Annotated in this window: 18 protein-coding genes and 2 pseudogenes; 9 read left to right on the top strand and 11 right to left on the bottom strand. The window is 69.8% G+C overall.

Going from position 1 to position 12,952, the window contains the following annotated elements:
- The first annotated feature begins 43 nt into the window (after nucleotides 1-43).
- From AMYTH_RS0137840 to AMYTH_RS0137820, 4 genes are all read left to right on the top strand, one after another.
- Entirely contained in the window at nucleotides 44-418 is a 375-nt protein-coding gene (locus AMYTH_RS0137840; protein ID WP_027934578.1) for a winged helix-turn-helix transcriptional regulator, read from the top strand.
- Between the two features lie 537 nt (nucleotides 419-955).
- Entirely contained in the window at nucleotides 956-1,195 is a 240-nt protein-coding gene (locus AMYTH_RS0137830) for a hypothetical protein (RefSeq protein WP_027934577.1), read from the top strand.
- Nucleotides 1,192-1,338: a hypothetical protein gene (locus AMYTH_RS49310; RefSeq protein WP_157360730.1), complete on the top strand. Its 147-nt coding sequence runs from the start codon at nucleotides 1,192-1,194 to the stop codon at nucleotides 1,336-1,338. The genes AMYTH_RS0137830 and AMYTH_RS49310 overlap by 4 nt, the downstream gene beginning before the upstream one ends.
- Nucleotides 1,335-1,781, top strand: a complete 447-nt coding sequence (locus AMYTH_RS0137820; protein ID WP_027934576.1) for a hypothetical protein — start codon at nucleotides 1,335-1,337, stop codon at nucleotides 1,779-1,781. The genes AMYTH_RS49310 and AMYTH_RS0137820 overlap by 4 nt, the downstream gene beginning before the upstream one ends.
- A 135-nt stretch (nucleotides 1,782-1,916) precedes the next feature.
- Here the strand turns inward: AMYTH_RS0137820 and AMYTH_RS0137815 are convergent.
- Nucleotides 1,917-2,552 (bottom strand): annotated as a pseudogene (locus tag AMYTH_RS0137815) (GntR family transcriptional regulator); the annotation flags it as partial.
- Between the two features lie 24 nt (nucleotides 2,553-2,576).
- On the opposite strand from AMYTH_RS0137815, the pseudogene AMYTH_RS48350 reads away from it, so the two are divergent.
- Nucleotides 2,577-3,498 (top strand): annotated as a pseudogene (locus tag AMYTH_RS48350) (IS5 family transposase).
- Here AMYTH_RS48350 and AMYTH_RS48345 read toward each other — a convergent pair.
- On the bottom strand, nucleotides 3,495-3,623 hold the full coding sequence (locus tag AMYTH_RS48345) for a GntR family transcriptional regulator (protein WP_084022758.1): 129 nt from the start codon (nucleotides 3,621-3,623) through the stop codon (nucleotides 3,495-3,497). The pseudogene AMYTH_RS48350 and the gene AMYTH_RS48345 sit on opposite strands and share 4 nt — an antisense overlap.
- Before the next feature lie 114 nt (nucleotides 3,624-3,737).
- Between AMYTH_RS48345 and AMYTH_RS0137795 the strand changes: the two genes are divergently transcribed.
- Genes AMYTH_RS0137795 through AMYTH_RS49300 form a run of 3 tightly spaced genes read left to right on the top strand, consistent with a single transcriptional unit; the run spans nucleotide 3,738 to nucleotide 4,584 of the window.
- Nucleotides 3,738-4,010 carry a hypothetical protein gene (locus AMYTH_RS0137795; RefSeq protein ID WP_157360729.1) on the top strand — a complete coding sequence of 91 codons (273 nt, stop codon included), beginning with the start codon at nucleotides 3,738-3,740 and terminating at the stop codon, nucleotides 4,008-4,010.
- Nucleotides 4,007-4,441 carry a hypothetical protein gene (locus AMYTH_RS49305; protein ID WP_063630415.1) on the top strand — a complete coding sequence of 145 codons (435 nt, stop codon included), beginning with the start codon at nucleotides 4,007-4,009 and terminating at the stop codon, nucleotides 4,439-4,441. The genes AMYTH_RS0137795 and AMYTH_RS49305 overlap by 4 nt, the downstream gene beginning before the upstream one ends.
- Nucleotides 4,438-4,584: a hypothetical protein gene (locus tag AMYTH_RS49300; protein ID WP_157360728.1), complete on the top strand. Its 147-nt coding sequence runs from the start codon at nucleotides 4,438-4,440 to the stop codon at nucleotides 4,582-4,584. The genes AMYTH_RS49305 and AMYTH_RS49300 overlap by 4 nt, the downstream gene beginning before the upstream one ends.
- 51 nt (nucleotides 4,585-4,635) lie before the next feature.
- Here AMYTH_RS49300 and AMYTH_RS0137780 read toward each other — a convergent pair whose 3' ends face one another.
- Nucleotides 4,636-4,881, bottom strand: coding sequence for a GntR family transcriptional regulator (locus tag AMYTH_RS0137780; protein WP_209440812.1), 246 nt, complete (start codon nucleotides 4,879-4,881; stop codon nucleotides 4,636-4,638).
- Between the two features lie 346 nt (nucleotides 4,882-5,227).
- On the opposite strand from AMYTH_RS0137780, the gene AMYTH_RS0137775 reads away from it, so the two are divergent.
- The gene (locus tag AMYTH_RS0137775; RefSeq protein ID WP_027934572.1) at nucleotides 5,228-5,533 is read left to right on the top strand and encodes a hypothetical protein; all 306 of its coding nucleotides are present in this window, start codon (nucleotides 5,228-5,230) and stop codon (nucleotides 5,531-5,533) included.
- 13 nt (nucleotides 5,534-5,546) lie between these two features.
- Here the strand turns inward: AMYTH_RS0137775 and AMYTH_RS0137770 are convergent, their stop codons facing one another.
- Genes AMYTH_RS0137770 through AMYTH_RS0137735 form a run of 8 tightly spaced genes read right to left on the bottom strand, consistent with a single transcriptional unit; the run spans nucleotide 5,547 to nucleotide 12,952 of the window.
- A complete protein-coding gene (locus AMYTH_RS0137770) occupies nucleotides 5,547-5,876 on the bottom strand; it encodes a DUF732 domain-containing protein (RefSeq protein WP_157360727.1) in 330 nt (109 codons plus the stop codon).
- Between the two features lie 56 nt (nucleotides 5,877-5,932).
- Nucleotides 5,933-6,157, bottom strand: a complete 225-nt coding sequence (locus AMYTH_RS0137765) for a hypothetical protein (RefSeq protein WP_157360726.1) — start codon at nucleotides 6,155-6,157, stop codon at nucleotides 5,933-5,935.
- An 8-nt stretch (nucleotides 6,158-6,165) separates the two neighbouring features.
- The gene (locus tag AMYTH_RS47340; RefSeq protein ID WP_157360725.1) at nucleotides 6,166-7,011 is read right to left on the bottom strand and encodes a glycoside hydrolase family 25 domain-containing protein; all 846 of its coding nucleotides are present in this window, start codon (nucleotides 7,009-7,011) and stop codon (nucleotides 6,166-6,168) included.
- Nucleotides 7,008-7,361, bottom strand: coding sequence for a hypothetical protein (locus AMYTH_RS0137755; protein ID WP_027934569.1), 354 nt, complete (start codon nucleotides 7,359-7,361; stop codon nucleotides 7,008-7,010). The genes AMYTH_RS47340 and AMYTH_RS0137755 overlap by 4 nt, the downstream gene beginning before the upstream one ends.
- Before the next feature lie 4 nt (nucleotides 7,362-7,365).
- Nucleotides 7,366-7,854, bottom strand: coding sequence for a hypothetical protein (locus tag AMYTH_RS0137750; RefSeq protein WP_027934568.1), 489 nt, complete (start codon nucleotides 7,852-7,854; stop codon nucleotides 7,366-7,368).
- 12 nt (nucleotides 7,855-7,866) lie between these two features.
- Nucleotides 7,867-10,656 (bottom strand): hypothetical protein, encoded by a 2,790-nt coding sequence (locus AMYTH_RS0137745; protein ID WP_027934567.1) that lies wholly within the window; start codon nucleotides 10,654-10,656, stop codon nucleotides 7,867-7,869.
- Nucleotides 10,653-12,530: a phage tail tape measure protein gene (locus AMYTH_RS47335; protein ID WP_051362939.1), complete on the bottom strand. Its 1,878-nt coding sequence runs from the start codon at nucleotides 12,528-12,530 to the stop codon at nucleotides 10,653-10,655. Before AMYTH_RS47335 ends, AMYTH_RS0137745 begins: the two co-directional genes overlap by 4 nt.
- Complete coding sequence (locus tag AMYTH_RS0137735; protein WP_027934566.1) at nucleotides 12,530-12,952, bottom strand: hypothetical protein; 423 nt, start codon at nucleotides 12,950-12,952, stop codon at nucleotides 12,530-12,532. Before AMYTH_RS0137735 ends, AMYTH_RS47335 begins: the two co-directional genes overlap by 1 nt.

The following is a 12,952-nucleotide window of genomic DNA, read 5'->3' as shown; positions in this document are numbered from 1 at the left end:
TGTCGTGGGGCTAGTAGGTACCTAGAGGAAAGTAGTGGATCCGGTGACCGAAACCACAGCCAGTCCCGAGCTGGCCTGCCCGATCGCGCCCGTGGTCGACCTCGTGTTCAGCCGGTGGACCACGCCGATCCTGTGGACGCTGAACGAGTACGGCAGGCAACGTTTCGTGGAGCTGTCCCGCCGCATCACGACGATCACGCCGAAGGTCCTCACGCAGCGGCTGCGCCAACTGGAGCGCGACGGGCTCGTGGTGCGCACCTACCACGCCGAGGTGCCGCCGCGGGTGGAGTACGAGATCAGCGACCTCGGCCGCAGCCTGGCGCCGCTGTTCGCGACCCTCGCGGAGTGGTCGCCGAACCTGGAGAAGGTCGAGCAGGCCCGCGCCGAGTACGACGCGCAGCAGAAGAAGCGCCCCTGAGCTCAAACCTGATCACCGCTCGGGCGCCAGGTGGATCAGTCCTGCGTCCGTCTGGCGGAAGCCGCAGGCGCCGAAGTAGCGCCGCAACTGTGGCTCGAAGTCGCCGTGCAACCACTCGCAGTCGGCGGCACGCCCCCGAGCGGCGCCAACTGGACGACAGCGGTGCCGATACCGCGGTGCTGGTGCGAGCCCCGGGTTGTCGATCAGGAACGCGCAGCTTCGTGAACGTGGCCTGGCACGGTGGTGACCACACCAGGAGCCCGGTCGACCATCCCGTCGTCGGCGATGGGCTCCCACCAAGCGTAGAAGATCACTTCACTCACCCGGCCAGCATCACCGACCCGCCACGATGCGCAACCCATTCGGTCCCGCGCTGTGTGCCCCCGGCAGGACTCGAACCTGCGACCTAGAGATTAGAAGAATCTCGCGTCTGAGCGGTGTCGCTACCTGGGAAAACGCAGCTCGGGACCGAGCCTAAGAACTCAGTCTCTTGCTGTAGCCACTACGCCTATTCCACAGTGGACCAGGGACTGAATTGTGACACACACCATGCCTGGGCAGGTGCGCCGCGGCCGCCTCTCCCGCCCGCACGCGCCCGCCACCTTCACCCGCTGGCGGGTCTTGACTCTCATCCTGATCTTCCCCGCCACGTTCGTGGCGACCGGCCTGCTTGTCCAAGCTGGGGGGAACGCGTGGACGCTGCCCGGCGCCGCCGCGCCCGACTGGGCACCGGCCGGCGACAGCGCGGTCATCCGCTGCATCGGGGACTGCCGATGAGGCGCGCACTCCCCGCGGCCGCCGCGATCGCCGCCATCATCCTGATCACCGTCTTGTCCGGCTTCGGGCCGGACCCGTCCGCCCCGCGCTGCGAGATCCCCGGCCAGCAGCGAACGACCGTGGTGGAATGCGAGGCACGATGACTGACGCCTTCGGACCCGCGACTGACGCGGACCAGCGTGCAAGGCAGCGCCGGTGTCTGGTGGTGCTGAACGAGTTGCTCAAACTCGGCGTGAAGCGCGAACTGCCGCCGTTGAACTGGCACCTGCCGGAGTCCTTCACCCCCCTCGTTGGCACCGTTGGGGCGGTCGCGCCAGAGCACCATCCCCGGAATGTCTTCGACGCATGGCTGGCTGGACTCGCGCGCGACCCTCGTTCGGAGGGGAGGCCACTCCGGTTCCTCGGCACCGACGGGATGGTCTCGGACAGGACGACGGACGGTGGCGAAACGCACTTGCTCGCGGCGTTCGGCTTTCGGGCAGCCAAGGACACGCGGCACGTCGACGTCGTCCTTCGGGCCAGCTGGTACGAGGCAGAGCTGGATCCGGTCACGCGTGCCTTGGCGAAGCCCGCTCGGAGCACCTGATGCGTCGCCTATCCCGCGCGGCCAGCGCCGCGCTCGACCTCGCCGTGGTAATCGCCGCGACGCTGGCGCCCGCCCTGTTCCCGCGGCTGAACCCGCGGATGGGAGATGATGACGAGCTTGTGGCGGCCCCAGCGATCAGTCCGCCGCCCACTCGTAGGTGAGCCGGTACCGGTCCGCCGGCAGCGTCATGTCGTTCATCTCCAGCGGGGTCCCGTCCTCGCGGTAGGCGATGCGCGTCACGGTGAGCACCGGCGTACCGGGCGGCAGCTGCAGCTGCGAGCGCTCCTCATCCGTCGGCATCCGGGAGCCGACGTCCTCGACGAAGCGGCCGATGCGGTGTCCGGCCTCTTCGAGCCGCGCGTACGCACCGCCCGGCCCGGTGTCGACCTCCTCGATCGCCGTGCCGCGGGAGACCTCCCGCGGCAGCCGTGACACCGCGAGCTGCACCACCAGGCCGTTCGCACGCATCACGCGGTCTCGGACGGTGACCTCCGCGCCCGGCTCGATGCTGAGCAGCTCGGCCACGCGGGCGTCGGCCGGTTCAAACCGGATCCGGACGCTGCTGCTTGGCGTGAAGCCCTGTGCGCGGGCATCGGCGAGGAAGGCGCCTTCGTTCTTCGCGCGGGCCGCGCGGGACAGGCGCGAGCGCGCCAGCCGGGTGATCGCGGCGGGCGGCCGGACGAACGCGCCCTTGCCGTGCAGCACGTTCACCACGCCGTCGCTTTCGAGCAGCTGCACGGCCTTGCGCACGGTCTCGCGGGACACGCCGTAGGGCGTGTCTGACAAAGATCGCGGTTGGTGGCTGGGATGCTGCTGGTCGTGTCGCGGTTTCGGATGCTCTCGGATGAGCAGTGGGTGTTGATCGAGGATTTGTTGCCGGCGCGGACGGGGAGGCCGGGGCGTCCGTTTTCGGATGCGCGGGCGATGGTGGAGGGGATCATCTACCGGTACCGCTGTGGGCTGGCGTGGCGGGATGTGCCGGGAGTGTTCGGGCCGTGGCAGACGATCTGGACCTGGCACCGGCGGCTGGCCCGGGAAGGCATCTGGGATGTGGTGCTGCAGCGGCTCCAGGCCTTCGCGGACGCGGCTGGGTTGATCGACTGGTCGGTCTCGGTCGACTCCAGCATCGTGCGGGCGCATCAGCACGCCACGACCATCACCCGCCACACAGGGGGCTGGATCGAACTACACGAAACCCGGGATCGAGCCGCCTGACCACGCCATCGGCCGCTCCCGCGGCGGCTGGACTACCAAGATTCACCGTGTCGTCGACGGGAACGGGCGGGGACTGGTCACCCTGCTGACACCAGGCCAGGCCGGGGACTCACCGATGTTCGAACCGCTGATGGCCCACCTGCAGGTGCCCCGCTTGGGCGGCGGGCGAGCACGGACCCGCCCCAACCGGGTGCGCGCAGACAAGGCCTACTCCTCCCGCGCCATCCGCAACCACCTACGCAGGCGGGGAATCCAGGCGGTCATCCCCGAACCGGCCGACCAAGCAGGACACCGCAAACGCCGCGGTTCCCGCGGCGGACGACCACCCGCCTTCAACGAGGTCGACTACCGCGGACGCAACGTCATCGAACGCAGCTTCAACCAGCTCAAACAATGGCGCGGCATCGCCACCCGCTACGACAAGTTGGCCACGCTCTACCGCGCCGCCATCCTCATCCACGACGTCATCACCTGGACAAAGACATTGTCAGACACGGTCTAGGTCTCAATGAGCTGATTCTCGCTGGGCAGCTTGTCCCCGGGCGCGAACTCGCCCGCGCTGATCTTCTCCCGCAGGGCGGTCGCGATCTGCCGGTGTACGGCTACGCCGCTGGATCGGTCGACCATCGTTCGATCATCCCACTCGTCTAGTCGTGTTGACTACGGCTACCCCCGGTGTCATCCTCAACTCGTACGTACGAGTAGACGAACCCACGAGTGGACGAGGGTGAACCAGGCGCGATGGCCGCGACCGACGATCACGACCAGGGCAGATGCGATACCGACGCCGACGCTCCGCACAATCCGCGCTGGCTTTTCACCTGGTCGATAAAGGGCGTGGACGCGGAAGGCCGCCCGGTGCACTACTGCGCCGGAGCGACCGCCGACGGGCAAGTGTGCGTCCAGGTCGGCTCGGAGGCTGCCTACTTCACCCCCGACGAAGGCATTGACGCATCGACGGGTCTTCGACTCGCGATCGACCGGCTTCGACCGCCGGAGAGGTGGTGGTCATGACGGTGCGACTCCTCGGGCGCCTCGCGCCCGGCACGGCCGGCGAGACCCGCCGTGAGGTGCACTTCTTCGCCGTCGCCCAGGACGACCCTGACAACCCGGTCGCGCTGTGCGGACAGCGGTTCCGGGCCGCGGACCTCGAATGGCTCGCGGCGTTCGGCGGGATGCCGTGCGTGCGCTGCATGGCGCGCGCACGGCGCCAGAGCGCGCCGCTGCAGCAGGGGCGGCCGGCGATCGAGGCGTCGACGACGATCGGCTGTGCACGGCTGCCGCTGGAGCGCCGGATACCGCGGCCGGTGCCCGCGCCCGCGGTGCTCGGCCCGGACCTCCCACCCGGGATGCGCGCCGAGCTGGCGAAGCGGGTGCTCGCCGGGCTGCGTCGCGTCGACCGGGCGGGCGGGCGGATCCCGGCACCTCGGAGGCCAGCGCCGTGACCGAGGACGGGCTGAGGAACTACCGGGTCGACGACGCCGGCCACCGCTACGACGTCGAGACGGGCCAGCCGCTCGACGAGAACCTGGAGCCCGTCGACGAGCTGGCCACCGACGAGCAGCCCGGGCGGCGCGGCCGCCGATGACTCCCCGGCTGGCGCGGGTGCTCCCGACCCTCGCGCCGGCCGGGGTTCCAGCTACCGCTTCGCGACGAAGGTTCCGCGCTTGGGGACGACGAACAACAGCCCGCGCTCGGTCAGCACGGCGATCGCGCGGCGCACGGTGTTGCGCGCGATGCCGTATTCCTCGGCGAGTCGCGCTTCCGCTGTGATCGGGCGCTCCGACGGCCAGTCGCCGCGTTCGATGCGCGCAGTCAGGATCTCGACCAGCTGCCGGAACGGCGGCAGTGGCGCGTACGGATCGATCCTGGCATCTGGGTCCACGATCAGTGGACGTTAGATGATCAACTAGTGCAGGTTCGTCGCGGTACGTGCAGGTAGGTGCACGCACGTCCATGCTTGTTCACTCGTATAGACGATTGAACCACGTTCACGAGCGTGTGAGGCTTCACGGGAGCCCGCCCGGACCACCTCAGTCCCATGTCCCGGGCAGAGCACCCCGGGCGGGCTCGCCCAAGGCTGCTGGCGCTCCCCCCGCGCCAGCAGGGGAAGCCCCGGCGGGTGCGGATGCACGTGCAACCATCCGAACTACGCGACCTAGTCAGCGGACCGCCGGGGCTCCACCCTTCGGCGGTCGCGCCGCCCGCCCCGCGGCCGCATACTCGAACACGTGAGCGAAGGAACCTCCTCGCCGATCATCGGCGTAGAGCAGTGGGAACCCGGCCGCCCGCCCGCCGTCGGCCGCGTCCAGCCGACCAGGTGCCCGTTCGCCGGACACGACCTCAGCGCGCCGGGCTCGTTCCGCGGAGGGTGGAGCCCGGACGACGGCGGCATGGTCGAGTACACGTGCTGGGCGTGCTACCGCGCTCGCGCGCCGCGCTCGTCGTGGCGGATGGCCCGCGACGAGGACGCGATGTGGCGGGCGGCCGGGCTGCCCCGGCCCGAGCGCAACGCGACGAAGTACCAGGGCACGTAGCCGCACCACGCGGTCACTGCTGCGAACAGAACCCGCTGGACTCGATCGCGGCCACGATCCGCTCGGCCTTCGCCGCGTCCACCGCGGCGCTCCCGCCGTCGAACCGGGCCGCAGCGTTCGAGACGACCGTGGCCCGCTCCTTGCCGGCCTCCAGGTCCAGGCACACGTTCTTCCCGCGGCTCACCGCGCGGTCGGGATCGGTGACCAGACCGGGGTCGATCGCGCCGAGCGCGGCGAGGTAGCTCGCCGCACCCGCCGCCCCCGTCGGCGCCGGGGTCGACGGAGCGGGCTCCGGCCCGCCACACCCAGCCACCACGAACAGCAAGCCCACAACCGTCATCATCTTGCGCACGGCCAGTTGATCGCCACACTGGCCCGGAACGCTACAGGCCGTCGGGTTCAGCTGCGCGGCTTGTTCGCAGGCGCCTGGTGTGCGCCGACCGCGGCGAGCACCGCGGCGATGGCGGTCGCGACCTCCGGCGTCACGTGCACGCCGAGGGCGTCGAGCACGGCGGCCACGCCGACACCGGTCGTGCCGCCGGCGAGCGCGCCCAGTGCCTTCGCGACCGCGGCCAGGCGTCCGCCGAGCCACCGCGCCGCGGCTGACAGCTTGCTGACGATCACGTCCGCACTCACTTCCGGGTGTAGGTGATCGACAGGGACGGGCATGCCCCGGCGCCGCACTCGTACTCGATGGAGAAGGCGAAGCAGCCGTCCGGCACCTGCCACCATGCGCGGGTGTCCTTCGGCAGCTCGGCGATCTGCCGGGGGGAACCGTTCTTCGGGTCGCCGCCGCCGGGGAAGTACGTGCGGACGTTGCGCAGCCCCTCGAACCCGGACGCGAGGCTGACGAACACCTCGTCCACGATCGTCGAGTTCGTGGTGGACTCGATCGTGACCGTGTCGCGGTGGTAACCCTCGCCGCGGGGCAGCTCGTGGGTGAACATGTACTCCTCCTGATTCATCGCGGCCGCGAAGGCCGGGGGGACGGGGTCGACGCCGGGCCAGTGGTCGGCGACGCACGAGAGGTCGTACGGCTTGCCCAGCAACTTGTCGTCGGCGTACTGCTTCGCCACGGCCGTGATGCCGTTGAGCGTCGGCAGCTCGCGCACGCCGTTGTAGTGCGCGATCCAGTAGTGAGGCTGCGGCACGCGGGCGGCGTTGAACGCCTCCTGCACGGCGCCCCAGGTGGCCTTGTTGCAGTAGATCGTCGGCTCCACCCCGGCACGCCTGCGCATCTGCGCCCACCCGGGCGCCTCCGCCGGAGTCGCCAGCTTCGGTTCGACGTCGAGCACGTGCCCGTCGTTGGTGCTGGCCTTCTTGGCGATCCGCACCTTCACGGCCCGGCTGAACCGCGCCCACTCTTCGCCGGACCACTTCGGAATCGAGTACTCGTCGACGTACCCGGCCACCATCGCGGCGTCGGCCGGGATGTTCTTCGCGCGGGTGGAGTCGTACATGGTGCGCATCGGTGTCATGCCTCCTCGGCGTAGAGCGGTGGTGGGTCGGTGATCGTGCCGCCCAGGTCGCGCAGGGCGTCGACCAGCTGCCGGTCCCAGCGGAGGTGAGCAGCGATCCGCTCGTCCTGTCGGCGCCGGGCGTCCTGCTCGCGGCGCTGCTCGGCGCGCAGCTCCTTGACCTCGTTCCGAACCTCGTTGAGGTCTTCGGCGTAGGCGGTCGCCGACGCTGCGGCGGTGGTGACGAGGATCTGCGCAGCGTCAGCGTTCACCTTCCGGTTCTCGCCCTTCGCCTTGACGAGGTCGTACGCGACCTTCCCCACGGCAGCGAACCCGCCGGCGCCGCCCAACCAGTTCAGCCAGTCGTTCACGGGGTCACCCGACTTTGACGAGGTCGACGGACGTGGCGAGGCCGAACGAGCCGCTGATGGTGTAGGCGCCGCCGTTCTGCCAGCACGAGAAGCAGAGGATCTGCTCGCTGGCGGAGGCGTCGATGGTGACGCTGACGAACCCGTTGAGGTCGCCGAACCCGCCGACCTTCTTGATGTTGCCCGCGGCCCACGCGGTCGCGCCGATCGCGGCGGTGATCTGCCACGTGCTGTGCGGTGTGGACACACGGATGCTGGCGTCGGCGTGCCAGATACCCGAGCCGGCCGCGAACCGCCAGAAGTTGAACGGCTGGCCGGCACCGAGTGTGCTGCCCGGGGTGATGAGCGACGATCCGCCGGAGGTGAGCGTGGGGAACTGGATCTGCGTGTCGGCGCCGGCGGTGACTCCCTGCGTGCCCGCGTTGCGCGCGTATCGGGCATAGGGCGCGTCGAGCTTCGCGGCGGTGACCCGCTGGCCTGCCAGCCAGGTAGGCATGTGGCGCTCCTCCTACAGTGCGGGGCCGAGCCCGGCGTACACCGGGTCGGCGAGCTGGACGGTGGCGCCGGCGGGGTGCGCCTTGACGATGCCGTTCACCGAGCGCGTGACGGTGAAGGTCTGGGGGCTGGACGTGCCGCTGATCGCGGTTACGGTCATCTCCTCGCCGCCCACGGTGATGTTGAACGGGAACTGGTCGGCGTAGCCGGCCGAGTCGATCCAGGGCACGGTCGTGTTGGCCACTGCCAGCGTCGTGGCCGTGCTCGTGGCGGCCGCGGCGAGGGTGCTGCCCTCGGCGTCGGCCCGGGTGTCCGCGTCGTCGGTGACGCCGATGTTCCACAGGTCGCCCGGTTCGGCGTTGAACAGGAACCGATGCTCGATCGGGGTGAGGGTCTCCCGGTAGCCGAGCACCATCGCGCGGTCGTCGCCCAGCGGCAGGTTCTCCAGGAGCAGGATGTCGCCCTGGTCCACGTCGAGCAGCGCGGCGAACAACTCCGGGTCATCGGCGACCGAGTCGGCGTGGCGCATCACCGGAAGCTGGGGGTATCGCGGACCGTCCCAGGTGCCCCGAGCCAGCGCCCACGCGGCGTAGTCGGCCAGGTAGCCGTCGGAGGACACGTTGTAGGTGGTGTTCGAGGCGTAGGTGCCCACACCGCCCCAGTCATCGCCGGGGGACGCCGCGGAGTTGCGGCCTGACGTGAGCACGGCGCGCGCCGATGAGCCGCCGGCGCGGGTGGCGGTCACGTCGTTCGTCAGCGCCTGGTCGTCGTCGGTGGGCAGCGGCAGGGTCTCCAGCTGGTGCGCGGCCGCGTCGAGCACGGCGCGTGGTGCCTGCGCCTGCATCGACGGGTGTGTGCGGAAGTAGAGGTGGTCAGCGGCGCGGCTGGCGAAGATGAGCCCTTGCGCGGCCTTGGTGGTTTCCTCGAACAGGTCCACCAGGGTCTTGATCCCCTGCGCGCCGACCCTCGGCAGCCACTCGGGCGTCTCCGGGCTGCGGTAGGACGAAAGCGAAACACCGTTCTCGTCCCGGGACAGCCGCAGCGCCCGGCTGGTGGCCAACTCGTTGCGCCAGGCGTTGAGCGGCGCGCCGAGCGCGAACAACGACTGGAACGCGTTCTGCACGTGGAGGTGTCCAAACGCGACGTTCTGCGCTGTGGCGTCCGGTGTGAGGAACACGTCCGTGATCGGTCCGAGGGTCTGCCCGATCACGCTGCCGCTGGTCGCCAGGCCGGACGACGCGCCAGGCGCCACGGTGACCAACGCCCAGTTGATGTTGCCGCCGGACTGCTGGAGTTCGATCGACAGCATCACCGGTTGATCGTTGATACCGAGCGACCAGATACCGGAATCGCCGACGTAGGCAACCGCCTGGTCGAACCACTGCAAGCGCAGGCCCCCGCCGGTGTGGTAAACCAGGCGCCAGCGCGAAATCGTGCCCTGCGTGTGAACCGTCGCGAGGGCCGTCCCGTCTGCGACTCCAGAGGCCGGGCAGTACACCAGGAACCGCGTCACCTCGACCCCGACCGCGTGAGGCGGCACGCTGGCCTGCAGGGTGCCGTTCTTCGGCACCGGGATCTTGTCCGAGCCCTCGAACGCACTGTTCGAGGCGAATGTGACCGAGCCTTGGGTGACGGTCATCGGAGCGGTGTCCCGCCCAAATGCGGCGGCGGCGGTCGCAGTGGCGCCGTCCTCCATCGGCCAGTAGGCAACGAGGTTACGCAGCGACGGGATCGCCCGGCGCAGTGCGGACTGCAGGGGCGACGCGCCCGACTGGAGACGCCGCAGCATGTCCGCCGCCTCGACCTCGACCCACCGGTTCTTCCCGGACTTGTCCTGCTTCTGCTGCAGGGAAGACAGCGAGCCGTAGAACCGCGGCGAGCGCACGACGAAGTCGTCGTAGGTGAATGTCACCGGGACGTTGGTGTTCCCGGCACCGACGGCGGAGCGGATCCCGACGCTGCCCTTCCCGTCGTTGGCGTTGCTGCGGCAGTACCACAGCCAGTTGAACGGCTCCTCCTGGTCGGACTGCCAGATCTTCGCCCGGGTCGTGGTGTTCTCCACGACGGCCCGGACCGTGAACGACAGCGCGGCCGAGTGGGTCAGCCCGGTGACGCTGGTACCCACGAACGCGCCGCCGTCGGTCGCAGTCTCGGAGAACACCGTCTCTACGCCGGCCACGACGGTGACGAACTTGACCGCGATCGCCTCGTCTGTGCCGATCTCGACGCGCACCAGGTTGTAGTTGTTCTGGTCGGTGTAGCGCAGCAGGATGTTGGCCGGCTGGATCACCCCGCCAGAGACGAGACTGAACGGCAGCGAGCACGTCACCTGCACGTCCACATCCCGCTGCATGAAGCCCTGCAGGTAGGACAGCGCGTAGGCCGAGGCGTTCGGCACGCGATGCGTGGCCGCACCGGAGCCGACAGCGAAGTCGGCTGCGACCGGGCCGCCGAACCCGACGATCCCCCACGGCCACCCAGCATCGGAGGTACCCCAGCCGTTCACGACCGTGCGGCCGAAGGTGTCCCACGCACGCCGCAGCGTGACCCGGACGGGTGTGCCTTTGCCGAGCACGCCGAAGTAGGGCGAGGCGGGCCACCGGGGATCGTAGGTGCCGGCACCGGCCGACGCCTCCGCGCCGTTGCGCAGATCGAACTTGCACGTCGTCGGCGTGGTGAGCTTGGTGCCCTCGTTCTGCCGACCGCGCGAGATCTGGACGCCCGGGTCTGTCGCTACGTCGCCGGTGATGTCGGTCCACCGGCCCAGGTACAGCTCGACGGTGGTGGGCTCGATGCGGCTCATCCGCCGAGCACCTCCTGGACGTTGCCGCCCTGCCCGCGAATGGCCTTGGACAGCACCTCGATCAGCACCTCCGCGATCGGCGAGCCGTCGCCCTTGATCACGATGGCGCCCGCGCCGCCCGAGGCGTTCGCGGGGATGACGGTCTCCCCGGCCTGCAGCAGCGCGAGCACCTCCTGGCCGGGCGCACCGGGCACGACGCCGCCGGTGTGGAACTTCGGGATCTTCGGCGCGGAGAACGAGTTGCCGCCGATCACCGGCACCCACGACGGAATGGTGATCGAGATCCGGCCGACGGTGTTGTTCCAGATGTCGGCCACGAAGTTGAACGCCGAGCGGAAGGCGTTCTTGATGCCCTCGCCGATGGTGGAGAACACGCCGCCGATGCGGCCCGGCAGCGAGCCGAACCAGTCGAACACGCCACCGGCGACGTTGCGCACCCAGTTGAACCCCTCCACGAACCGGTCGCGGATCCAGCCTGCGACCCCGCCCACGAGGTTCTTCACCCACTCGAACCGGTCGCCGATCCACGAGATCACCGAGGTCGCCACGGCCTTGACCTGGTCGAAGTGGGTGATCAGCAGCACTATCGCCGCGATGAGCGCGATCACGCCGAGCACGATCCACGTGATCGGGTTCGCGAGCAACGCCGTGGTGAAGGACCACACCGCCGGGATGACGGTGGTGAGCAGGGTCATGCCGAAGCCCTGGAACGCGAGCGCGATCACGCCGATGCTCGACAGCATCGTGAGCGCGGGCTGGCCGAAGGCCATCACCCCGGCAGCGAGGTCGCCGAGCGGCCCGTTCGTGGTCACCAGCGAGTTGGTCCAGTCCTGAAACCCGCGCTGCAGCGCGGTGATCTTGTTCTGCGCGGTGTCGGACAGCGTCTCGTTCACCACCGCCGCCGCGCCGTCGACGTTGCCCAGCGCGGCTACCGCCGTAGTGGGGTCCAGCGCGTACAGCGCCGCCCCCAGGTCTTCGGCTTGGGTGCCGAACAGTGCCACCGCCGCTTGCGACTGCAGCACCGGGTCCTTGATGTCCCGCAGCCGGTCCAGCACCACGTCGAGCCCGGCCGACGCGGTTTGCCCGCCTTGCGCGATCTGCGAGGCCATCTGGTCGGCGTTGAGCCCCAGCATCTTGAACCCGTCGGCGGTGGTCTTGCTGCCGTCGACGGCGCGAATGGAGAACTCCTTCAGCGCGTCCGCGACGACATCAGCATCCCGGGCGCCGGCCTGCAGCCCCTGCGACATCAGGCCCGTGGCGGACGTGGCGTCCAGCCCGAGCTTGCGGAACTGCGTGGAGTACTCGTTGAGCGTGTCGAGGAAGTCGCCGCCCTTGTCGACGCCCTGCTGAAACCCGCGGGTGATCACGTCCAGCGCGGCCTCGGCGCTCGGCGCGAGCCCGGTGCGCATCAGCTGGGCGACGGCGTTCATCGACGACTGCACGTCGACCCCGAACGCGTCCGACAGCGACATGGCGTTGGCGGTGATCGCCTGGATCTGCTCGTTCGAGGCGTCCTCCATCAGCGCCCCGGACTGCAGCACGGTCTTCACCGCGTCGTTCACCGTCGCCAGGCTGTCGCCGTAGGCGTCGGCGTAGAGGTTGCCGGCGATCTCCCCAGCTGCCGCGGCCAACTCGCTGCCCGCGCCGAGCTGGGCTTCGAGCTTGGCGTTCGCCGAGCCGATGTCGAGGTTCTGCTGGAACGCGTCGACGAGCCCGGTTGCGGCCATGCCGCCGGCGAGCGCGAGCCCGGCGCTCTTGGCGCTGAACGCCTTCACCATGCGGTCGCCGGAGTCGCCGACGTCCTTCATGGTCTTGTCCAGCTGCGTGGCGTCGCCGGCGAAGACGAGCTTGACGGTGGGTCCGAGCCCGGCCATCACTCCACCCCGATTCCGGCTTCCTCGATCACCCGGCGCAGCGCGGTGTCGAGGGATTCAGCGACCTTGGTCTTCTGGTCGGCGTAGGACTTCCACAGGTAGCGGCCGGTCTTCATGAACGGCCGCCGGACGCTCTTGTTCGGCCCGACGCGCCCGCCGAAGTCCAGCCAGGGGTAGTAGGGGAACTTCGACCCGCCGCCCTGCACCCGAGCCGCGGTGCGGGTGGAGGCGGCCTTGATCGAGGAGGCGGCGTGCCCGCCCTTGCCCGGACCGACCGGCACCTTCGGGCGGGCGTCGTTGACGACGAGCTGCGCGGCCTCGTTCGCCGCGAGCCGCAGCCCCTTGGGCAGCTCGGAGTTGGCGCGCCGGAGCGAGCGGGACAGCTCCCGCCAGCCCTCGACCCGGATCAGCTCGTCCGCCAC

Origin of the sequence: Amycolatopsis thermoflava N1165 (assembly GCF_000473265.1) — a bacterium.
In the GTDB taxonomy this organism is placed as follows: Bacteria; Actinomycetota; Actinomycetes; order Mycobacteriales; family Pseudonocardiaceae; genus Amycolatopsis_E; species Amycolatopsis_E thermoflava.
The sequence above is the reverse complement of the archived record's forward strand: the minus strand, read 5'-3'. Positions and strand labels throughout refer to the sequence as shown.

Coding starts and splice junctions, on each gene's coding strand:
- AMYTH_RS49310 (WP_157360730.1), top strand. CDS start 1,192: ATGAGGCGCGCACTCCCCGCGGCCGCCGCGATCGCCGCCATCATCCTG.
- AMYTH_RS0137820 (WP_027934576.1), top strand. CDS start 1,335: ATGACTGACGCCTTCGGACCCGCGACTGACGCGGACCAGCGTGCAAGG.
- AMYTH_RS48345 (WP_084022758.1), bottom strand. CDS start 3,623: ATGGTCGACCGATCCAGCGGCGTAGCCGTACACCGGCAGATCGCGACC.
- AMYTH_RS0137795 (WP_157360729.1), top strand. CDS start 3,738: ATGGCCGCGACCGACGATCACGACCAGGGCAGATGCGATACCGACGCC.
- AMYTH_RS49305 (WP_063630415.1), top strand. CDS start 4,007: ATGACGGTGCGACTCCTCGGGCGCCTCGCGCCCGGCACGGCCGGCGAG.
- AMYTH_RS0137770 (WP_157360727.1), bottom strand. CDS start 5,876: ATGATGACGGTTGTGGGCTTGCTGTTCGTGGTGGCTGGGTGTGGCGGG.
- AMYTH_RS47340 (WP_157360725.1), bottom strand. CDS start 7,011: ATGACACCGATGCGCACCATGTACGACTCCACCCGCGCGAAGAACATC.
- AMYTH_RS0137750 (WP_027934568.1), bottom strand. CDS start 7,854: ATGCCTACCTGGCTGGCAGGCCAGCGGGTCACCGCCGCGAAGCTCGAC.
- AMYTH_RS0137745 (WP_027934567.1), bottom strand. CDS start 10,656: ATGAGCCGCATCGAGCCCACCACCGTCGAGCTGTACCTGGGCCGGTGG.
- AMYTH_RS47335 (WP_051362939.1), bottom strand. CDS start 12,530: ATGGCCGGGCTCGGACCCACCGTCAAGCTCGTCTTCGCCGGCGACGCC.